Source organism: Leeuwenhoekiella aestuarii, from assembly GCF_004104055.1.
In the GTDB taxonomy this organism is placed as follows: domain Bacteria; phylum Bacteroidota; class Bacteroidia; order Flavobacteriales; family Flavobacteriaceae; genus Leeuwenhoekiella; species Leeuwenhoekiella aestuarii.
On sequence record NZ_QOVJ01000005.1, the window covers coordinates 112,625 to 133,051 of the forward strand.

Annotated in this window: 20 protein-coding genes; 11 read left to right on the plus strand and 9 right to left on the minus strand. The window is 38.1% G+C overall.

The annotated features are described in order from the left end of the window. Window positions 1-46 precede the first annotated feature (46 nt). The 3 genes from DSM03_RS13585 to DSM03_RS13595 all read right to left on the minus strand — a co-directional run bounded on the left by DSM03_RS13585 (window position 47) and on the right by DSM03_RS13595 (window position 2,827). The gene (locus DSM03_RS13585; protein ID WP_236643951.1) at window positions 47-571 is read right to left on the minus strand and encodes a DUF4136 domain-containing protein; all 525 of its coding nucleotides are present in this window, start codon (window positions 569-571) and stop codon (window positions 47-49) included. 68 nt (window positions 572-639) lie between these two features. Next, a complete protein-coding gene (gene obgE, locus DSM03_RS13590; protein WP_128762298.1) occupies window positions 640-1,653 on the minus strand; it encodes a GTPase ObgE in 1,014 nt (337 codons plus the stop codon). A 67-nt stretch (window positions 1,654-1,720) separates the two neighbouring features. Then, window positions 1,721-2,827: an adenylate kinase gene (locus DSM03_RS13595; protein WP_128763237.1), complete on the minus strand. Its 1,107-nt coding sequence runs from the start codon at window positions 2,825-2,827 to the stop codon at window positions 1,721-1,723. A gap of 245 nt (window positions 2,828-3,072) precedes the next feature. Between DSM03_RS13595 and DSM03_RS13600 the strand changes: the two genes are divergently transcribed. The 4 genes from DSM03_RS13600 (at window position 3,073) to DSM03_RS19310 (ending at window position 7,259) form a co-directional block, all read left to right on the plus strand. Further along, the gene (locus DSM03_RS13600) at window positions 3,073-4,227 is read left to right on the plus strand and encodes a 5-(carboxyamino)imidazole ribonucleotide synthase (protein WP_420813146.1); all 1,155 of its coding nucleotides are present in this window, start codon (window positions 3,073-3,075) and stop codon (window positions 4,225-4,227) included. A gap of 6 nt (window positions 4,228-4,233) precedes the next feature. After that, window positions 4,234-4,713: a 5-(carboxyamino)imidazole ribonucleotide mutase gene (gene purE, locus DSM03_RS13605; protein WP_128762301.1), complete on the plus strand. Its 480-nt coding sequence runs from the start codon at window positions 4,234-4,236 to the stop codon at window positions 4,711-4,713. A gap of 206 nt (window positions 4,714-4,919) precedes the next feature. Beyond that, entirely contained in the window at window positions 4,920-6,950 is a 2,031-nt protein-coding gene (locus tag DSM03_RS13610; protein ID WP_128762302.1) for a M3 family metallopeptidase, read from the plus strand. A gap of 6 nt (window positions 6,951-6,956) precedes the next feature. Next, window positions 6,957-7,259, plus strand: a complete 303-nt coding sequence (locus DSM03_RS19310; protein WP_128762303.1) for a TIGR04104 family putative zinc finger protein — start codon at window positions 6,957-6,959, stop codon at window positions 7,257-7,259. A gap of 21 nt (window positions 7,260-7,280) precedes the next feature. Here DSM03_RS19310 and DSM03_RS13620 read toward each other — a convergent pair whose 3' ends face one another. Beyond that, window positions 7,281-8,516, minus strand: a complete 1,236-nt coding sequence (locus DSM03_RS13620; protein WP_128762304.1) for a glycosyltransferase family 4 protein — start codon at window positions 8,514-8,516, stop codon at window positions 7,281-7,283. A gap of 83 nt (window positions 8,517-8,599) precedes the next feature. On the opposite strand from DSM03_RS13620, the gene DSM03_RS13625 reads away from it, so the two are divergent. Then, a complete protein-coding gene (locus DSM03_RS13625; protein ID WP_128762305.1) occupies window positions 8,600-9,103 on the plus strand; it encodes a GbsR/MarR family transcriptional regulator in 504 nt (167 codons plus the stop codon). Window positions 9,104-9,155: 52 nt separating this feature from the next. Beyond that, window positions 9,156-9,584 carry a hypothetical protein gene (locus DSM03_RS13630; RefSeq protein WP_128762306.1) on the plus strand — a complete coding sequence of 143 codons (429 nt, stop codon included), beginning with the start codon at window positions 9,156-9,158 and terminating at the stop codon, window positions 9,582-9,584. A 49-nt stretch (window positions 9,585-9,633) separates the two neighbouring features. Here the strand turns inward: DSM03_RS13630 and gcvP are convergent, their stop codons facing one another. Next, on the minus strand, window positions 9,634-12,483 hold the full coding sequence (gene gcvP, locus DSM03_RS13635) for an aminomethyl-transferring glycine dehydrogenase (RefSeq protein ID WP_128762307.1): 2,850 nt from the start codon (window positions 12,481-12,483) through the stop codon (window positions 9,634-9,636). A gap of 123 nt (window positions 12,484-12,606) precedes the next feature. On the opposite strand from gcvP, the gene DSM03_RS13640 reads away from it, so the two are divergent. Further along, a complete protein-coding gene (locus DSM03_RS13640; RefSeq protein WP_128762308.1) occupies window positions 12,607-13,422 on the plus strand; it encodes a UbiA prenyltransferase family protein in 816 nt (271 codons plus the stop codon). Here DSM03_RS13640 and DSM03_RS13645 read toward each other — a convergent pair. Together DSM03_RS13645 and DSM03_RS13650 are read right to left on the minus strand one after the other, a co-directional pair. Further along, entirely contained in the window at window positions 13,390-13,653 is a 264-nt protein-coding gene (locus DSM03_RS13645; protein WP_128762309.1) for a hypothetical protein, read from the minus strand. The genes DSM03_RS13640 and DSM03_RS13645 overlap by 33 nt on opposite strands. 3 nt (window positions 13,654-13,656) lie before the next feature. Continuing rightward, a complete protein-coding gene (locus tag DSM03_RS13650) occupies window positions 13,657-14,208 on the minus strand; it encodes a sigma-70 family RNA polymerase sigma factor (protein WP_128762310.1) in 552 nt (183 codons plus the stop codon). Between the two features lie 163 nt (window positions 14,209-14,371). Here DSM03_RS13650 and DSM03_RS13655 point away from each other — a divergent pair, with 163 nt between their 5' ends. Together DSM03_RS13655 and DSM03_RS13660 are read left to right on the plus strand one after the other, a co-directional pair. Further along, window positions 14,372-14,893 (plus strand): class I SAM-dependent methyltransferase, encoded by a 522-nt coding sequence (locus DSM03_RS13655; protein WP_128762311.1) that lies wholly within the window; start codon window positions 14,372-14,374, stop codon window positions 14,891-14,893. Then, window positions 14,890-15,738, plus strand: coding sequence for a glycosyltransferase family 2 protein (locus DSM03_RS13660; RefSeq protein ID WP_128762312.1), 849 nt, complete (start codon window positions 14,890-14,892; stop codon window positions 15,736-15,738). The genes DSM03_RS13655 and DSM03_RS13660 overlap by 4 nt, the downstream gene beginning before the upstream one ends. On the opposite strand, the gene pafA is transcribed toward DSM03_RS13660, so the two are convergent. After that, a complete protein-coding gene (pafA, locus tag DSM03_RS13665; RefSeq protein ID WP_128762313.1) occupies window positions 15,730-17,373 on the minus strand; it encodes an alkaline phosphatase PafA in 1,644 nt (547 codons plus the stop codon). The genes DSM03_RS13660 and pafA overlap by 9 nt on opposite strands. 114 nt (window positions 17,374-17,487) lie before the next feature. Here pafA and DSM03_RS13670 point away from each other — a divergent pair, with 114 nt between their 5' ends. Both DSM03_RS13670 and DSM03_RS13675 read left to right on the plus strand, forming a co-directional pair. Then, window positions 17,488-18,225, plus strand: coding sequence for an MlaE family ABC transporter permease (locus DSM03_RS13670; protein ID WP_128762314.1), 738 nt, complete (start codon window positions 17,488-17,490; stop codon window positions 18,223-18,225). After that, the gene (locus DSM03_RS13675; protein ID WP_128762315.1) at window positions 18,225-18,992 is read left to right on the plus strand and encodes an ABC transporter ATP-binding protein; all 768 of its coding nucleotides are present in this window, start codon (window positions 18,225-18,227) and stop codon (window positions 18,990-18,992) included. Before DSM03_RS13670 ends, DSM03_RS13675 begins: the two co-directional genes overlap by 1 nt. Here DSM03_RS13675 and DSM03_RS13680 read toward each other — a convergent pair whose 3' ends face one another. Then, window positions 18,993-20,426 carry a DUF389 domain-containing protein gene (locus DSM03_RS13680; RefSeq protein ID WP_128762316.1) on the minus strand — a complete coding sequence of 478 codons (1,434 nt, stop codon included), beginning with the start codon at window positions 20,424-20,426 and terminating at the stop codon, window positions 18,993-18,995. Window position 20,427: the final 1 nt, after the last annotated feature.

The window sequence follows — 20,427 nt, forward strand, 5'->3', positions numbered from 1 at the left end:
AACAAAAAGCAGACCACTATAGTAAATGAATCTTGAAACTGAACTATTATTTCTCCGGCGGAAATTCTGAGAAGACCTTTTGAACGATTTTAGTAAAATACGCTACCCGATCCTGAGGGTTCGTATTTACGGCAACATTACTATCGTTAACAGCCTGCCAGACTAAAATATCCTTACGTGCATCAACTAGATCAAACGTGATGGTCTGATGGTCTTTTCTTCCGCCTAGCGGAATACCGGCACCTACACTTACTCCGCCTCCATAACTACCCCCTCCTACTCCTATTCCCACTGAATTTTGAGGTGCAGCCTCATACTGCTCTACGACAATGTTGATGAGTAAATCTGGAGTTTCAGATTTTGAAAATCCATTTGATTGCATCACAAGATCAGTTGCATCCATAAGGCGATTATCGTCAAGCTGGCTCATACCAGTTTGCATTTCTCCTATGTAGTTATAAGTCTTGTAGGTGCTGAAATTTATCTGCTCATCATAGTCATAAGCCACTTTGGTACTTCCGCAAGAGAAAAGCGTAGTTGTAAGGACTAAAAATAAAAAATGCTTCATCATATCTTTTCTTTTAAAAATAGATAAAATGAAGCACCTTATGAGTCAATAAAATCCTAAAATAAGAAAAGTTATTCTTGTACTGCAGGACGATTAAGCATCGCCCACAAACGATCTTTTAATTGCGTAAGACCTTGCTGAGCCACAGACGAAATAAACAAATACTCAACGGGTAAGTTCTTGTCCAGTTCGGTTTTAAGTTCTGCTTTTAACTCTTCATCAAGCATATCGCATTTTGTTATAGCTATTAGTTTGTCTTTATCTAATAATTCCGGATTATATTTCTCGAGTTCGTGCAATAAAATTTGATACTGTTCAGACACGTCAGGTGCATCTGCAGGAATCATAAATAGCAAGGTTGAATTGCGCTCTATATGTCTAAGGAAACGGTAACCAAGTCCTTTACCTTCAGCAGCACCTTCAATAATTCCGGGAATATCTGCAATTACAAAGGTTTGAAAATCTCTGTACTGAACGATCCCTAAATTAGGTTTTAGTGTTGTAAACTCGTAGTTAGCAATCTTAGGTTTTGCTGCCGTGATTACAGAAAGTAATGTAGACTTCCCAGCATTAGGAAATCCTACCAGACCTACATCTGCAAGAACCTTAAGCTCTAATGTAACATCTACTTCTTTGCCACCTATACCAGGTTGTGCATAGCGAGGAGTTTGATTTGTAGAGGTCTTAAAATGTGAATTTCCTAAACCTCCCATACCACCTTCGGCAATGATATATTCTTGCCCTTCTTCGGTGATCTCTTTAAGTATTTCCTGAGTTTCAGTATCGCGTATCACTGTTCCCAGTGGAACTTCAATATACATATCTTCTCCATCTGCACCGGTACTGGTTTGTTTACTACCATTACCTCCGTGACCAGCTTTTATGTGCCTTTTAAATTTGAGGTGTAATAACGTCCACAAATTAGGATTTGCACGCGCAATGATATGTCCTCCACGACCACCATCTCCACCATCAGGACCACCTTTTGTGACGAATTTCTCGCGTCGCAAATGGGCAGAACCTGCACCTCCCTTTCCTGAAGACACATGCATTTTTACGTAATCAACAAAATTTCCTTCGGTCATACCGGATTTAAAAGTTTTAAGTTTTAAAAACTGAATTCTCAGCTTCTAAAACTTGTATTTATATAATTTACAGCTTGTCTATAACTGAGCTTAGACGTGTTGTGATCTCATTGATTTCACCTACACCATCCACTCCGTAATATTTATCTTGTTTCTGGTAATAGCCTTTTAAAATGGCAGTCTCATCATAATACACTTTAATACGATTACGTATAACAGCCTCGTCTGCATCATCTTTTCTACCAGAAGTTTTTCCGCGCTCTAGAAGACGTTTTACTAAGATCTCATCATCTACTTCTAGAGCAATCATTGCTGCAACTTGAGTTCCTTTCTCTTCTAAAAGCACATCTAAAGCTTCAGCCTGCGCAGTAGTTCTTGGGAACCCGTCAAAAATAAATCCGTTAGCATCTGGTGTTTTATCTACTTCAGCACTAAGCATATCAATGGTAACCGTATCTGGCACCAACTGACCTTTATCAATATATGATTTTGCCAGAGTACCCAATTTGGTAGCACTTTTAATATTGTATCTAAAAACATCTCCCGTAGAAATATGAATCAGATTGTATTTTTCTTTTAAAAAAGAGGCTTGTGTACCCTTACCTGCTCCCGGAGGGCCAAACAATACCAGATTAGTCATCTTTGTGGTTTTAAGTTTATAAATCGCGTTGAGGTTACGCCCCAAGCCGTTATAATCTAAGCCATAACCTACGATAAAATCATTAGGAATTTCAAGGCCTACGTAATGTATTTTGTACTCTTTTGTATAGGAACCGGGTTTAAAAAACAAACTCGCAATACAGTATTTATTAACTCCGGCGATCACCATCATTTGGGTGATCTTTTCAATAGTATTACCACTATCTACAATATCTTCAATAACAACAACCTCACGCTCTTCAAGATCTGCCTCAAGCGGAATATGTATTTGTACTTGTCCTGTACTTGCCGTCCCATCATAAGAACTCATCTTGATGAATTCTACCTCACAGTCTCCTTCAAACCGACTTAGAAGTTCGGTCGCAAATTTGTAAGCCCCGTTGAGTACTACCAAAAAAACAGGTCGCTTACCTTTAAAGTCTCTGTTGATGGCTAACGCAACCTCATCTATTGCATGGAGTAATTCTTCTTCAGAAATATACTCTTCAAACTGGAGTCCGTTTAATGTAATCATGGCTGACGTGATAGTCGTTTAAACTAAGCCGCAAAGATACATATTGTTAATGAATATCATTGTGAGCCTCTTTCAATTACACAAAGAAGCTTAAAATAAAAATCTACGGGGTTTAAATCGAAGTATTTCGGTAAGCGCCTCGGCAATCTGTATGTAAAAAGTTACTTTTGTAAGATAAATTTTAGACGAGTAACCCCTAATTATTTAAATCTCGAGTATCGAGTAAAAAAGACACTACTTTAATGATATCTTATTTTTCTTCTGATTTTAAACTTGCCATACTGGGCGGTGGTCAATTGGGCAAAATGCTCCTTTATGAAACACGCAAATTTGATATTCAAACTCTGGTTTTAGACCCCATTCCTGAAGCTCCTTCTCGACTTGCTGCAAATTATTTTGAGCAAGGTGATTTGATGGACTTTGAAACGGTTTACAATTTTGGAAAAAAAGCCGATGTAGTCACTTTTGAGATTGAAGCTGTAAATGTAGATGCGCTTGAAAAGCTAGAAGCAGACGGAATTATAGTGTATCCTAGCCCAAAAACTTTGCGCAAGATTCAGGATAAAGGAGTTCAAAAAGATTTTTATACCGAGAAAAATATACCAACGGCCCCTTACAAACACTTTGCAAAACTAGAAGACTTGAAGCTTGCCATTACTGCAAATCAAACGAGTTTTCCTTTTGTATGGAAAAGTTGTCGCGGGGGTTATGACGGTAAAGGAGTTCAAGTTGTGCGCTCACAAGAGGATCTTGAAAAACTTGCGGATACACCTTGTATTGCAGAAGATATGATCCCGTTTAAAAATGAACTGGCAGTCATTGTAGTTCGCAATCCTAAAGGTGAAGTAAAAAGCTATCCTGTTGTAGAAATGGAATTTCATCCTGAAGCCAATCAGGTTGAATATGTGATTTGCCCGGGTCGAATAAACGATAAAGTTGCTGCAAAAGCACGAGAAGTTGCCACTCAGGTTTCTGAAGCTTTTGAACATGTAGGTTTGCTTGCTGTTGAGCTGTTTCAGACCGAAGATGACCAGATTCTGGTTAACGAAGTGGCTCCAAGACCTCACAACAGCGGTCACTACAGCATAGAAGGAAGTTATACCAATCAGTTTGAGCAACATTTACGTGCGATTTTAGATCTTCCGTTAGGAGAAACAGAAAGTAAAATTGGCGCTGTAATGGTAAATCTTGTAGGTGAAGAAGGTTTTACCGGAGACGTCTTCTATGAAAAAATCGAAGATATTATGGCGCTTAAAGGCGTTACCCCGCATATCTATGGAAAGCGCGAGACCAGACCTTTTAGAAAAATGGGTCACGTCACCATAGTTAACAGTGATCTAAGTGAAGCACGCAGAATTGCTGAAGAAGTTAAAAAAACAATACGAGTAATTACAAAATAGAAAACAATGGTAGGAATCATAATGGGAAGCACCAGTGATATGCCGGTGATGCAAGCTGCAATAGATATTCTTGAAAACTTTGGTATCGCTACTGAGGTAGACATCGTCTCTGCTCACCGTACACCAGATAAACTTTTTGATTATGGCAAAAATGCGCACGAGCGTGGTATTCAAGTAATTATTGCGGGTGCCGGTGGCGCAGCTCACCTTCCGGGAATGATCGCTTCGCTATCTCCTTTACCGGTCATTGGGGTTCCTGTAAAATCTCGTAACTCTATAGACGGATGGGATTCTGTTCTTTCTATACTACAAATGCCAGGCGGAGTTCCTGTAGCTACTGTTGCATTAGATGGTGCTCAAAACGCGGGTATCCTTGCTGCTCAGATTCTTGGAGCTTCAGATGCTGTTATTCGCGAGAAAGTGATTCAATTTAAAACCGGCTTAAAAGATAAGGTTATACAAGGCGCGGCTTCTATCAAGAAATAAAAAGAGCCGCTAAAAGCGGCTCAGCATAGAAATGTCAAGGTAAATTAAAGTATTTATTAACCATTCTAAATATTATTAATCAAACCCATCTACAAATCTATTCTAGTTTTTTCAGTATTAAAATTAAACGAAATTAAACATAATACTCGACAAAAACATCATAACTCTAGCTTAAATGCTTAATCTTTAAAAAACACTATAAGAAATTGAAAGATTCAGAAAATATATTGCTTAAAAATTTTGATATAACACCTTTTGACGCAATTCAAGATACAGACTACAAACCGGCTATTGAACAAGGTATACTAGAAGCTCGTAAGGAAATCGACCTAATTGCAAATTCTAGTGAACCTGCAACTTTTGAAAATACGATAGCTGCTTTAGATTATGCGGGCTATAAGTTAGATCGTATTACCAGTGCTTTTTTTAACATAAACAGTGCAGAGACCAATGAGACTATTCAAAAAACAGCTCAAGAAGTATCTCCGCTATTATCAGAATTTTCTAATGACATTACGTTAAACGAAACCTTATTTAAACGCGTAAAACATGTTTTTGACGCTAAAGATTCACTAGATCTAAGCAGAGAGCAGCAGGTTCTTCTTGAAAAGAAATACAAAGGTTTTTCTCGAAATGGAGCAAATCTTCCTGAGGATAAAAAAGCACGCTTACGCGAAATAGACACTCAGCTATCTAAACTCGCATTGACGTTTGGTGAGAATATTTTAGCCGAAACGAACAAATTTGAGCTGCACATCACTAATGAAGCTGATCTTGCCGGCTTGCCGGAAAGCACTATTGAAAGTGCTGCACAAACTGCAGAAGAAAAGGAAAAAGAAGGTTGGATCTTCACGCTAGAATACCCCAGCTATATTCCTTTTATGAAATATGCCGAAAATCGCGAACTGCGTAAAAAAATGGCTATTGCTTTTGGTGCAAAAGGTTTTCATAACGATGAGTTAGACAATCAGGATCATGTGCTAAATATTGTAAACCTGCGTCACGAACGTGCAAATTTGCTGGGCTATAAAACACATGCTCACTTTGTACTTGAGGAGCGTATGGCTAAAACTCCTGAAAATGTTGAACGATTTTTAGAAGACCTACTTGAAAAAGCGAAACCTGCAGCAGAGCTGGAATTTAAACAGCTGGAAAAGTTTGCTAAAGAACGAGACGGGATAGAGCAATTGCAAAAATGGGATAGCGCTTTTTATTCTGAAAAGTTGAAACAACAGCTTTTTGAATTGGATGATGAATTGCTGAAACCCTATTTCAAGCTTGAAAATGTGATAGACGGTGTTTTCACTGTTGCTAAAAAATTATATAGACTGCGTTTTGTTGAGGTTTTTGATATACCAAAATATCATAAAGATGTAAAAACCTATCAGGTTTTTGATGACAAAGACAATTTTATAGCACTTTTTTATGCTGATTTTCATCCACGTGCCGGCAAACGTGGCGGAGCCTGGATGACGCAGTTTAAAGGGCAATTCATAAAAGACGGCGTTAATGAAAGACCACACGTTTCTAATGTGTGTAACTTCACCAAACCTACCCCGTCTAAGCCTTCTTTACTTACGTTTAATGAGGTTACCACTTTATTTCACGAGTTTGGTCACGGCTTACACGGTATGCTAGCAAACACTACGTATCCTAGTTTATCCGGTCCTTCTGTGTATTGGGATTTTGTAGAGTTACCGAGTCAGGTGTTAGAGAACTGGTGTTATGAGCCTGAAGCTCTGGAACTTTTCGCAAAGCATTACGAAACTGGAGAAACGATACCGATGGTATTGATCGATAAAATCAAAAAAGCTGCAAACTTTCAAGAAGGAATGCAAACCTTGCGTCAATTGAGTTTTGGTATACTAGATATGTCATGGCATGCAACAGATCCTAGCGGAATTGAAAATGTAAAAGCTCACGAAACCGCAGCTTTTGAGGGAACAAAATTATATCCTGATGTAGCCGAAAACTGTATGAGTGTAGCATTTTCTCACATTTTTCAAGGCGGATATTCCAGCGGTTATTACTCTTATAAATGGGCTGAAGTTCTGGATGCAGACGCTTTTGCTTACTTTAAAGAAAATGGTATTTTTAATAAAGAAGTTGCAGACCAGTTTAAAAACCATATACTTTCGCAAGGAGGCACCGAAGATCCTATGGTGTTGTACAAGCGCTTCCGGGGAAAAGAACCCAATCCTGAAGCACTATTAAAAAGAGCAGGATTGATCAAATAGTAATATATGGCTCAATGTCCTAATTGCAACAACAAATTAAACTCAAAAAGCATCTACAAAAGTTTTCTGAGTTATAAAGGCTATCCAAATATTGAATGTAAAAGCTGCGGAGCTTCAGTTTTTCATAAGAGCAAAAACAGACTTTACGGCGGTTTAATAGCTGCGATCTCAATATTTGTAGCCTGTCTATACTTTAATTTTAAATATCCAAGTGTAGAAAATGTACTAATAGGAATTGCTTTGGCTGCTGTTGCACTTTTATTGAGTTCTATTTTTATAATTCCTCTTTTGGAATTTGAAAAAAACTAAAAAACCTCCTGAGTAATTCTTTTAGGAGGTTTTTTTATTCTTCTCTTCTATCCATTTACTCATGAATTTAGAAGCTTGTAGCGATTGATGCCAAAGCATTGCTCCGGTAAAATTTGCCTGCCGGTGTTGATCTAAATGATCCAGCAACCCCTTTATTCTAGAATGAAATACAGGTTGCCAATATGTTTTTTGAAAACGCTTATTTATTATACGAACCCCATTACATTGGGCTTTAGACCATTTTTCAACGTCTTGATAGAGACTCACTGCACCATTGGCAAAGTCTTTAAAATCATCAGTTACGCTTCCGTTGAAATCCAGCTTTCCGTGCATGCCTTCTGCTCCTACGCTGGTTGTTACCGCCGGAGTACCGCACTGCATAGCATCTAATAATTTTCCCTTTAAACCAGCTCCTGTTACTAATGGAGCAAGTAGAACCCGAGCATCTTCAATGACTTCATGCGCACTTTCGGCCCTGCCTAAAACGTAGAAATTTTCTTTAGGATTGTGTAGCTGGGCGTGTTTTTCTGCGGGGTATGAACCGTAAACACGCATTGCTGCATCAGGTAACTGTTTGCGAATAAGCGGCCAGATTTCAGTTTTTAAATACCGTACCGAAACCCAGTTGGGTTCGTGTCTAAAATTACCAATGGTCACAAAATGCTTACGCTCTTCAAAAGGTTTCCAATTTGAGATTACCTCATCAGAAATAGGCGCTACCAAAAAAGGGAGGTAGCAAAGTTGTTGATCAGGAACTTTCAAAAAATCTTTCAACAGGTTCCTTTCAAACTCTGAAATAACCAATGTTAGATCACAGCGATATATACTCGCCAATTCACGCTTTGCAAAATCATTATGTAAATGCCTCTCAGAAAAAGACTCACCCACTTTTAAAGACGCTTCACGCCCTTTCCTAAGTCCGTGAAGGTCTATTGTTTCTAAAATTCGTACCGTATCTGGACACTGCTCCTTTACACGCCAACCAAATTGTTCTTCAATAACGAACTTATCAAAAACTACGATATCAGGATTTAAATCGCTGATGTATTCATCAAAACTTTCATTGTTGAGTTTGATGGTTTGCGCTGCTACTTTAATTTTTGACAGGTCTTCCGATAATGGCGTCTTGCCGGCGGCACACGCAAAATGCACCTCAGCATTCATATCATGAAAAGCTTGAATCAACTGCATAATACGGGTTCCTGCTGCAGAGGAAACCGGCTCTGGCCAGACATTACCTATAAAAAGTACTTTCATAACGCAAATATAGTTTTACCTCTGGAATAAAATAAAGTTTCAATAAGTATTGAAACTTTAAAAATAATCACTAAATTTGAAATATGGAATTTAAAGAAGCAAAAGATCAGTTTTTACAAACTTGGGGAGCATTAGGCTCTCAGTGGGGTATTAATAAAACAATGGCTCAGATTCATGCGCTATTGATGATTTCACCAGACTCACTGTCTATGGAAGAAGTGATGGAAGAACTGCAGATTTCTCGCGGAAATGCAAGTATGAACCTTCGTGGTTTGATTGACTGGGGGATTGTTTATAAGGAATATAAACCCGGAGAACGAAAAGAGTATTTTAAAGCAGATCAAGACATTGACTCGTTAGCACGTAAAATTGCCATCGAACGCAGCAAGCGAGAAATCAAACCTGCATTGCGCGTACTCGCCGATGTAAAAAACTTTGACGACAACCCGAGTAACGAGGCTCAAAAATTTAAAATGAAGACCGAAGAGCTTTACGAATTTGTAAGTAAGGCAGATACGATGCTAGGTAAAATAGTAAATCAGAAAGAAAACTGGATCACCAAAACCATCATAAAACTGATGAGCTAATATTTTTTTGAAATTTAGTTTCAATATTTTCTGAAACTTTAAAAACGACGAGATGGAATATATTTATTACTTAATAATCGCAGGAGGCATTGGACAAATATTTACTGCTCTAATATATCCTTATATAAGACACCGCGTTTTTGATTGGTATAAGGACATCAAACAACTTAAACCTCTCAATCAAGAAATTGCAAAAACCTATGGACATTATATTCAGGGGTTGAATTTTTCATTTGGCCTAATCGCTATTTTGATCCCTCATCATCTTATAAATGGAACTCCGTTAGCTTTTGCTTTAACGACGTTGATTGCTGCTTATTGGGTTGGTAAAGTTATTACACAAATTGCCTATTACCCTATGTATGATATTCCCAAAAAATTAATTTTCAAGATTGGTAGCTACGGGATGAATATCCTATTTGTATTCTTCGCTTGTCTTTACACCTTAATCAGTTTATATAATCTCAGAGCCATCATTTAAAAACAAAAACCCCGCAAATGCGGGGTTATATTTTATATCTTTTGCGCAATTATGCATCCATATACTCCTCAATAGGAGCACACGTACAAATCAAATTACGATCACCATACGCATCGTCAACACGACGTACTGTAGGCCAGAATTTATTGTCTGCAACATATTCTAAGGGATAAGCTGCTTGCTGACGTGTGTATGGGAAATCCCAAGTTTCTGCCGTAAGCATATGCATAGTATGCGGTGCATTTTTAAGCACGTTATTTTCATCGTCTGCAGTAACGCTATCAATCTCTTTTCTAATGCTGATCATCGCATCGCAAAAGCGATCTAACTCCTGCTTGCTTTCACTTTCGGTAGGTTCGATCATCATAGTACCTGCAACCGGGAACGAAACCGTAGGTGAATGAAAGCCGTAGTCAATTAAACGCTTGGCGATATCAACCACTTCGATCCCATTTTCTTTAAAGGGACGACAGTCTATGATCATCTCGTGAGCGGCGCGACCTTTTTCTCCAGAATACAATACCTCAAATGCTCCTTTTAAACGCTCTTTAATATAGTTTGCGTTAAGAATCGCTGCCTCGGTAGATTCTTTTAAGCCAGCTGCTCCAAGCATTTTTATATATGCATAACTAATTAAACAAACCAAAGAAGAACCCCAAGGCGCAGCAGAAATTGCAGAAATCGCCTGTTCTCCTCCTGTTTTAATTATAGGGTTTGTTGGTAAGAAAGGAACCAACTGTTCTGCCACACAAATAGGCCCTACACCTGGACCACCTCCTCCGTGAGGGATAGCAAAGGTCTTATGAAGATTAAGATGACAAACATCTGCACCAATCTTTCCAGGATTGGTTAAACCTACCTGAGCATTCATATTAGCACCGTCCATATAAACCTGACCGCCGTTATCGTGTATGATTCCGGTGATTTCTTGAATAGCACTTTCATAAACTCCGTGAGTTGATGGATAGGTTACCATCAATGCTGCTAGATTGTCTTTATGCTTTTCAGCTTTTTCACGTAAATCATCTACGTCAATATTACCAGTATCTGTTGCTTTAGTTACCACTACCTGCATACCCGCCATTACAGCACTTGCAGGATTGGTTCCGTGTGCAGAAGAAGGAATCAAGCAAATGTTACGATGTGCCTCACCTCTACTTTCGTGATATGCCTTTATCACCATCAAACCGGCATATTCACCTTGAGCACCCGAGTTAGGCTGCAAAGATGTGCCTGCAAAACCGGTGATCTCAGTAAGTTGGTCTTCTAATTTTTTCAATACTTCCTGATAACCGCCTGCCTGCTCCACCGGTACAAATGGGTGAATTCCTCCCCAGCGTGCATCACTTAAGGGAAGCATTTCTGCAGCAGCATTCAATTTCATCGTACAAGATCCTAATGAGATCATACTGTGATTAAGCGACAAATCTTTACGCTCTAAACGCTTGATGTAACGCATCAATTCAGTTTCTGAATGGTAACTGTTAAAAACCGGATTGGTCATAAACTCAGTTTTACGACTTAATGTTTCCGGGATTGCTTTATTTTCAGCTAAACCTTCTAAGTGCGTAAACTCTTTACCTAAAGCTTCTGCAAAAACAGCAATAATTTTATTCAGATCAGCTAGACTGGTTGTTTCATTTATTGAAACCGAAACCGTATCTGCATCCGGATAATAGAAATTAATTTCGTTAGCCTCCGCGAACTTGCGTACATTTTCTGCATCTGTCTTCACTCTAATGGTATCAAAGTAGGCAGAGTTCAACTGATATAAACCTAAGTTTTCTAAAGCATCTGCTAACGTCGCTGCTGTTCTGTGAATTTTTGTAGCAATATATTCTAGCCCCTTGGGACCGTGATACACGGTATACATACCAGCCATAACCGCTAACAAAACCTGTGCAGTACAAATATTTGAAGTTGCTTTATCTCTCTTAATATGTTGTTCACGAGTTTGAAGTGCCATACGCAAAGCACGGTCTCCATTACGGTCTTTGGTCACTCCAATGATCCTACCCGGAATGTTCCTTTTAAATTCTTCACGCGTTGCAAAGTAAGCTGCGTGCGGCCCACCGTATCCTAACGATATACCAAAACGTTGCGTAGTACCTACAACAACATCTGCTCCTAAATGACCCGGAGCTTCCAACAAGACCAAACTCATAATATCTGCAGCAACGGCTACTTTGATATCTGCTTCTTTTGCTTTGGAAATAAAACCTGCATAATCGTGTATCTCTCCTGAAGCTGAAGGGTATTGCAATAAAGCTCCAAAAAAGTCAGAACCAAATTCAAATTCTTGCGGATTACCTATAACTAACTCTACACCTACAGGAAGTGCCCTGGTCTCTAACACAGAAAGGGTTTGTGGTAAAACTTCTTTGTCTACAAAAAACTTAACTACGTCATTCTTCTTCTGCGTACGGTTGCGTACTGCTGCAAGCAAAGTCATTGCTTCTGCAGCTGCTGTAGACTCATCTAATAAAGATGCATTTGCCAGCTCCATACCGGTTAGGTCACTTATCATCGTCTGAAAATTCAATAATGCCTCAAGACGCCCCTGAGCAATCTCTGCCTGATAGGGGGTGTAAGCGGTATACCAACCCGGATTTTCTAAAATATTACGTTGAATTACCGCAGGAATTTTTGCCTCGTGATATCCTAAACCTATATAGGTTTTGAACAGTTTATTTTTGTTGGCTAGCGCATTTATATGCGTGGCATACTCATACTCACTCAATGCGGGATCAAGATCTAAGGCTTTTTTTAACCTAATTCCGTCAGGGAGCGTTTCATAGATTAATTGGTCTATTGTATCAACACCCAAAGCTTTCAGCATTACATCCTTTTCCTCTGGTCTTGGCCCTATATGCCTTAAAGCAAAAACATCTGTTCTCATATACAAATTATCTGTGTTTAGAATGGCGCAAAATTACAATATCAGTTAGGAATATAATCACATGTGATTATGAGTTTTTCAACCACTTAAAGCACTTATCAACACATAACCTATATTTGCTAAATGAAAGGCCTTAAAAGCATTTTTGATTTTTATATCAACAGCAGTATTCACGTGGCTTTGTCTGTTGTCTGCCTCTCGTTTATCAGTCAAAAAGAATTGAATCTTCTACACGAGCAAACCTTTGACTGGTTCATTTTTTTTGGGACAATAACCGGTTATAATTTTGTAAAGTATGCAGCGCTTGCAGGTTTGCATCACCGCAACCTTACAGAGCGTTTAAAAAGCATTCAGATTTTCTCTGTTTTTTGTTTTATCGCGATGATTTATTTTGGAATTCAGTTTGAATTTCAATTTTGGATTTTTTGCCTACCGCTGTCACTTTTAACTCTGCTCTATGCATTGCCTTTTTTACCGCATAAGAAGAATTTACGCATGGTACCTTCGCTTAAAATTTTTATAATTGCAGCTGTATGGGCAGGAGTGAGCGTGTATTTGCCAGTAGTTTATGATTTTACAGACTGGTCAACAGATGCGACAGTATTAACCGCTCAACGGTTTTTACTCGTTTTGGCGTTAATCATTCCGTTTGAGATACGTGATTTTAATTATGATGCTTCAAGTTTAGGGACGCTTCCGCAGAAATTAGGCATAAAAAAAACCAAACTATTTGGCCTTTTGATGGTTACGGGATGTGTGATCTTAGAATTTTTTAGAGAAAGTTGGTTTAGCTCTGCCAGCATTCTTCACTTTATAATGTTAGCGTTAACAGCTTTCGCTATACTAAAAGCTAAAACCGATCAACCTACATATTATTCGTCCTTTTATGTAGAAGGAATTCCTATTTTATGGTTTCTGCTCAGCCTTTTCTTTAGCTAGTTCACGCTCTAACTCTTCTCTTATTCGCTTCTTGCATTCTTCGGGCATTTGCCTGCATTTAGGGTCTTTAAGAAGCTTTGTTAATTTTGCATTGCGTTCTGAATAATCAGAACAATGTTTACAAATAAGGTTATGAAAACGCACATTAAGCTTTTCAAAGAAAGAAGCATCTTCATATTGACCTTTATCACAAAGGTGCCCGGCTTTTTTACAATCTACAAATAGTTTCATCTCTTATAACCAGTTTTCTTCTAAGCAACTTGCTAGTGCTGTGCGGGCTCTGTGTATGATAACCCACAAGTTAGACGGTGTAATATCAAATTCTTTACAAATAGTTTCGGTATCCTGCCCCTCAATGGTTTTTTTCTTAAATATAGCCGCTTGTTTTTCAGGCAATTTATTTAAACATGCGTAAATAGCTACGCCGAGCTCAGTATTTTCTAAGTCATCTTCTGCTGTACGATCAAAGGGATCTGCAACCCGTTCTTCTAACCAATCCCCGGTTTCCTCATCGCTAGAGTAATTCATTCTAACCTCAGCTTTTCCTTTATTAGAGTTTATCTTTCGGTAATAATCAATGATCTTACGCTTAAGAATCGAAATCAGCCAGGTTCGCTCACTGGCTTCTCCTTTAAAATTTTTCATAGATTTTAACCCGGCTAAAAAGGTCTCTGAAATGATATCTTCAGCAACTTCTTTATCATTCACCTTAACAATCGTGTAATTGTACAGGTAATCTGAATATTTGTCCACCCATTTTTGGGGATCAAGTTGGTGGTTTGCCATAATTGTTAAATCTGTCGTATCAACAAGTTGTAAATTTACACAATTCTCAGCAGCAAGCTTCAGCTAATTTAAGATTCCCCTTTTACTCTTTATTGTCTTTTTAAAATATCAGAGAAACACTCAGAATCACTTACTTTTGCGAGGTCATTAAATTAAAACATACGTGTACGAAAAAACATTTCCTAATAAACGCTACGCCAAAACAGTCCAATTTCTGAATGAAGTTTTACCACAAGGAAGTACTGTTTTAGACCTGGGTGTTGCTAATCCTTTTTCAGAAATAATGAAAAAAGAGGGCTACACGGTGACTAACACCAGCGGTGAAGACCTGGATCTAAATACTACTGCAGTAAAAAATACACCAGTAGATGCAGTAACCGCATTTGAGATTTTTGAGCATTTATTAGCACCTTTTAATGTTTTGAAAGCTATTGAAACAGACAAACTTGTTGCCAGCATCCCACTTAAATTATGGTTTGCTCCCGCCTATCAAAGTAAAACAGATAAATGGGACAGGCATTATCACGAGTTTGAAGATTGGCAGTTTGACTGGCTTTTAGAAAAGGCCGGCTGGGAAATTAAAAAGCGTGAAAAATTCACGCATCCTGTAAAAAAAATAGGTCTTAGACCAATACTAAGACTTTTTACACCCAGATATTATTTAGTTTACGCAGAGCGGAAATGAAAATTGTTATCATCATACCGGCTTATAATGAAGCCGCACTAATTAGCAAAACACTAGACTCATTACTTGCACAAACTTTTTCTGCGGAAAAGATCGTGATCGTTGATGATGGCAGCACAGATGACACCCCAAAAGTTGTAGCATCATATGCCGCAAAAAATAATAGCATACAATTGGTTCAAAAAAAATCTGAAGCGGCACACCTACCCGGAAGTAAAGTCGTGCAAGCCTTTAATTACGGTTTAGCACATTTGGATATAGATTATGATTTACTTTGCAAGTTTGACGCAGACCTTATTTTTCCTGAAAATTATTTAGAGACCGTAGTTGAAGCATTTCAACATAATGAAAAATTAGGTATGTATGGCGGCTTTTGTTACGTAGATCAAAATGGCTCATGGAAGCTAGAGAATCTTACTAACAAAGATCACATTCGCGGTGCTCTTAAATGCTACCGTAAAGCTTGTTTTAAAGCCATTAGCGGACTCAAAACAGCTATGGGTTGGGACACCTTAGACGAACTGTTGGCACAGTATCACGGCTGGGAAGTTCAAACTAATGAAAGCTTACAGGTAAAGCATCTAAAACCCACAGGTCACACCTACTCTGCTAAAGCCAAGCACAAACAAGGTGAAGCCTTCTACGGCATGCGCTACGGGTTGTTATTAACTGTGATTGCTTCGGCTAAACTGGCTTTCAGAAAGAAAAGTTTCACGCTCTTTAAAGATTATCTTACCGGTTATTTTAAAGCACAAAAAAAACACCTTCCCTTTTTAGTGACTCAAGAAGAAGGCGCTTTTATACGTAAACTTCGCTGGAGTAAGATCAAACAGAAGTTATTCTAAAACTTCTGTAATTACAGTTCCTGTTGTACCATTAGGATCTTGTATTCCTAAAAGTGCTGCAATTGTAGGAGCGATATCAGTAATAACGGTTTGGTTATATGTATGTCCTTGCTTAATTCCGTTTCCGTAGAATAATAAGGGTACGTGCGTATCATAACTGTATGGTGTACCGTGAGAAGAACCGGTAGGCCCGCCAGTTAAATAACCGGGATCAAGAATAAAAAATACATCCCCGCTACGTTCTTGATCAAAACCTTTTTGAACAAGTGAAGCAACTCCGGTTTCATACGATCCCTGTTCCATTTGAGCGCGTGTATAAACCTTACTGATTCCTTTATATTGTAGTGTAAAATGCTTGATATCTTTTTGTAAAGCTTCTGCATCTATACTTTCATCTGCTAAAACAGTATATCTAAAAAATACCTGATCGTTAGAAATATCCTCGATCAAATCATCACGACCATATTTTTGTGAAATGAAGTCATTCAGTTCGTTTCTAAAGCTGCGAATATCAAAATATCCAGAAGGAATTTTCACACTGCTTAAAAATGCCGGAACGTGAACCGCGGCATGATCTGCCGTTAAGAATACTGAGTAATTTCCTTTACCTACTTTCTTATCCAATGCTTCAAGAAGTTTTGCGATCTCTAAATCTAATCGCACGTAAGTATCTTCAACCTCTTTTGAATTAACACCGAAGTTATGCCCCACATAGTCTGTACAACTATAGCTCACTGCAAGAAAATCTGTATCAGCATCCCTACCCAAATCTTCTCCATCAAGCGCTGCTATGGCAAAATCTGTAGTAATAGAGTTTCCATAAGGAGTAGATTTTAAAATACTATAGCCTCCGTTTTCTTTTCCTAATTCTTTCAGATCATAAGGAAATGTAGCAGTCTCTTTTCCTCTAAAACCACCTTCAAAATCATTAAGGTCGCTTCCGCTTTCAATGTAATCTTTTATTGACTTATAAGTATCCCATTCTTTCATATAAGCTTTAGCAGGTTTCTTTTTATTAAAGTCATTTACCCACTTTGGCAATTCACTCATATAATAGGTACTCGTGATAAAAACACCTTCATCACCGCCTTGAAACCAATATGCTCCATTTGCTGTATGCCCGGCAGGAAGAATAGCCCCACGGTCTTTAATAGAAATTCCGATTGTTTTACCACGCATCTGAGTATGCAGTCTATTCTGATCTGTTATTGTTGTAGTACGCATACGTCTGGGAGACATTTGCCCCACACCTACATTTTCTGTACCCACTGAAGCTACCGTTGTATCTTCAGCACAATACACATCTTTTTTCTCAAACTTATTATACCAACTGTTTGATATAATGCCGTGATTTTGTGGTGTCGTCCCTGTATAAATGGAAGTATGTCCGGGAGCTGTTTTGGTAGGCATATAGTTATAATGGTTATTCTGACAATTGAAGCCTTCACGCTCCAAACGCTTAAACCCATCTTTACCATATTGATTATCAAATCTTGTAAGATAATCGTAACGCATTTGATCCACAACAATCCCCACGACAAGCTTGGGTTTTTCTGCCGTTTTTTGACCAAAAGAAGATACACTTGCAAAAGTCATTAAACCAAATGCCAGTGATTTTAGTGAAGATAATTTCATCATATTATTTTTAGACGCACAAAGCTAAAACATAACAGGCAAGATGTAAGTTTAAGTTAATCTTAAATATGCATCCCACCTATTTTTGCTATTTTTAGACCTGAAAAAATAACTATGGGATACCTGAGAGAGATAGGTCTTTATATTATGATGCTTAAGGGTGTTTTTATCAAACCCACTAAGACATCAGTCTTACGTAATTTGATCCTAAAAGAAATAGACGACCTTATCATAGGCTCATTAGGTATTGTATGTTTTATTTCTTTCTTCGTAGGTGGAGTTGTAGCCATACAAACAGCCTTAAATATGGACAACCCTATTCTTCCTAAATCGTTAATAGGTTTTGCTTCCAGACAATCTATAATACTAGAATTTGCTCCTACATTTATTTCCATCATTATGGCAGGTAAAGTGGGTTCATTTATCACCTCAAGTATAGGTACAATGCGCGTTACTGAACAAATTGACGCATTAGAAGTAATGGGAATCAATTCGTTGAACTATTTGGTTTTTCCTAAAATAGTAGCGATGCTTTTTTATCCATTTGTTATTGCAATCGCTATGTTTCTAGGAATCCTAGGCGGGTATACCGCAGCAGTATTAGGCGGTTTTGCAACAGGAGATCAATTCATACAAGGACTTCAAGAAGATTTTGTGCCGTTTCAATTGGTTTATGCCTTTATTAAAACCTTTATTTTTGCATTATTGCTCGCTACCATTCCTTCTTATTTTGGATATTATATGAAAGGTGGAGCTCTAGAAGTAGGTAAAGCGAGTACCACATCTTTTGTGTGGACCAGTGTATTTATCATTCTTTCAAATTATTTAATAACCCAATTACTCTTAAGCTAATGATTGAAGTAAAAGAATTGAAGAAAGGATTTGGCGGAGATGAATTGGTTTTAAAAGGAATTTCTACAACTTTTGAAAAAGGAAAAACAAACCTAATTATTGGCCAAAGTGGATCGGGTAAAACCGTGTTTTTAAAATGTCTTTTAGGACTTTTTAGACCCACTGAAGGAAGAATACTGTACGATGGTCAAGCGTATTCTGAACTTTCTCCTGAAAATCAGAGAACCTTACGAGAGCAAATGGGAATGGTTTTTCAAGGAAGTGCTCTTTTTGACTCTATGTCTGTTGAAGAAAACATTATGTTTCCGCTTAAAATGTTTACTAAACAACGCAAAGCAGAACGTAGAGAACGGGCTAATGAAGTTATTAAGCGGGTAAACTTGCTTAACGCAAATAACAAACTACCTTCTGAAATTTCTGGAGGTATGCAAAAAAGAGTTGCAATAGCCAGAGCGATTGTGAACAACCCAAAATATTTATTCTGTGATGAACCCAACTCAGGGTTAGACCCGCGTACAGCCACACTTATTGATAACCTCATTCAAGAAATCACACACGAATATGAGATCACCACGATCATCAACACGCATGACATGAATTCTGTGATGGAAATTGGAGAGAAAATTGTTTTCCTTCAAAAAGGCCACCTTGCCTGGGAAGGCTCTAAAGACACTATTTTTAGAGCAGACAACGATGATGTCACAAATTTTGTATACTCTTCAGATTTGTTTAAAAAGGTTAGAGAAGCGGTTATTAAAGACTCCTAATTAATAACGTGCAATTGCAAGCGTGTCTAGTTTGTATTTGAGTTTTAACCAGGCTTTAAGCTTTGCCTCTTCTTTACGCTTTGAACTTTCTGACAAAGATGATTTCCAAGCCACCATGAATGTAGGTATGGTATCAGACTTCTCAAAATTGGTGTTTATCGTATTAGAAAAACCAAAACGGTCGATATCATCATAATTAATATGCACCTCCTGACTTAAGCTATTAAAAGGCAATGCTGAAGCTTTGATCCGCGTAAGTTCTTCTTCTAACAATTGAATCTGTTGATTTTTATCTGAAAGAGCCTGCTGATTGTTCACATACAGATCCTCTAAAATACCCGACCGCACCGCACTTGACAATTGTTCTGCCATCTGAGAAGATTGATCAGACCCCTGATGGATTTTAAGCTGTGCATCACTCAAAAGATTATCTTCTGTCAATTGAGAATACCATTCGTTAATTTTATCTTTAGGAACGAGTGCTCCAATCAAATAAACATCTATTCTTTTTGATTTATAATCCTGAGAAAACTTCACCACTTCAGCGCCTTCATAACGGATTACATTCGTCACATAATCTTTAGTCGCTGAGGTAAACACTTGCTCTTTATATAATTTGTAAAACAAATACAAACTAGGGATCATCACCACAAGCGCAATCAAAGACGCCATTTGAGTCACAAAGCGACGACGTCTTGAATTTGCATATTTTACCATAGGAAAACCTAAGAACTTTGCCACGATAAAAGTTGACAAGGCTATAAAAACCGCATTGATAGAAAACAGATAAAATGCTCCTGCGTAGTATTGCCATTCTCCCATCGCAAGACCATATCCTACAGTACATAGCGGAGGCATTAAAGCAGTCGCAATCGCGACACCAAAAATCACACTAGCGATAGTGCCTTTTTTAGTCTTTGCTACAATCAAGGCAAGACCACCAAAAATTGCTACAAGTACATCAAGAATTGTTGGGTAGGTTCTTGCTTCAAGCTCTGGAGTTAATTCTGAAATAGGCGAAACCGCAAAATAAAGGGTAGCCGTAAGCACACTCAAAACAATCATTACAGCCAAATTGATAAGTGAGCGTTTTAAGGTCTCTATATCATTGATAGCTAAAGAAAGTCCGATACCTACGATTGGTCCCATTAGAGGAGATATAAGCATCGCGCCAATAACAACTGCCGTACTGCTTACATTGAGCCCTATAGAAGCCACAAAAATTGAAAATATAAGAATCCAGGCGTTATGGCCTTTGAAGGATATATCCTTCTTAACTGCTTCAATCGTAGAGTCACGATCTGTATCGCTACGAATATCTAGAAGCTCTGATAAAAAAGTTCTTCCACTCTTAAAAAGACTCTTGGCATCTCTGCGAACAGCTTCATTAGATACAGAACCTTCCGATTCTGGATTTTGCCCTTTGTTTTCCATT

Excerpts from the sequence above, each read along its gene's own strand:
- DSM03_RS13675 (WP_128762315.1), top strand. The coding sequence starts at position 18,225 with ATGATTGAAGTAAAAGAATTGAAGAAAGGATTTGGCGGAGATGAATTG.
- DSM03_RS13645 (WP_128762309.1), bottom strand. The coding sequence starts at position 13,653 with ATGAAACTATTTGTAGATTGTAAAAAAGCCGGGCACCTTTGTGATAAA.
- DSM03_RS13630 (WP_128762306.1), top strand. The coding sequence starts at position 9,156 with ATGGAATATATTTATTACTTAATAATCGCAGGAGGCATTGGACAAATA.
- pafA (WP_128762313.1), bottom strand. The coding sequence starts at position 17,373 with ATGAAATTATCTTCACTAAAATCACTGGCATTTGGTTTAATGACTTTT.
- DSM03_RS13670 (WP_128762314.1), top strand. The coding sequence starts at position 17,488 with ATGGGATACCTGAGAGAGATAGGTCTTTATATTATGATGCTTAAGGGT.
- DSM03_RS13640 (WP_128762308.1), top strand. The coding sequence starts at position 12,607 with ATGAAAGGCCTTAAAAGCATTTTTGATTTTTATATCAACAGCAGTATT.
- DSM03_RS13680 (WP_128762316.1), bottom strand. The coding sequence starts at position 20,426 with ATGGAAAACAAAGGGCAAAATCCAGAATCGGAAGGTTCTGTATCTAAT.
- DSM03_RS13620 (WP_128762304.1), bottom strand. The coding sequence starts at position 8,516 with ATGAAAGTACTTTTTATAGGTAATGTCTGGCCAGAGCCGGTTTCCTCT.
- DSM03_RS13650 (WP_128762310.1), bottom strand. The coding sequence starts at position 14,208 with ATGGCAAACCACCAACTTGATCCCCAAAAATGGGTGGACAAATATTCA.
- DSM03_RS13585 (WP_236643951.1), bottom strand. The coding sequence starts at position 571 with ATGATGAAGCATTTTTTATTTTTAGTCCTTACAACTACGCTTTTCTCT.
- DSM03_RS13595 (WP_128763237.1), bottom strand. The coding sequence starts at position 2,827 with ATGATTACATTAAACGGACTCCAGTTTGAAGAGTATATTTCTGAAGAA.
- purE (WP_128762301.1), top strand. The coding sequence starts at position 4,234 with ATGGTAGGAATCATAATGGGAAGCACCAGTGATATGCCGGTGATGCAA.
- DSM03_RS13660 (WP_128762312.1), top strand. The coding sequence starts at position 14,890 with ATGAAAATTGTTATCATCATACCGGCTTATAATGAAGCCGCACTAATT.
- gcvP (WP_128762307.1), bottom strand. The coding sequence starts at position 12,483 with ATGAGAACAGATGTTTTTGCTTTAAGGCATATAGGGCCAAGACCAGAG.
- DSM03_RS13625 (WP_128762305.1), top strand. The coding sequence starts at position 8,600 with ATGGAATTTAAAGAAGCAAAAGATCAGTTTTTACAAACTTGGGGAGCA.
- obgE (WP_128762298.1), bottom strand. The coding sequence starts at position 1,653 with ATGACCGAAGGAAATTTTGTTGATTACGTAAAAATGCATGTGTCTTCA.
- DSM03_RS19310 (WP_128762303.1), top strand. The coding sequence starts at position 6,957 with ATGGCTCAATGTCCTAATTGCAACAACAAATTAAACTCAAAAAGCATC.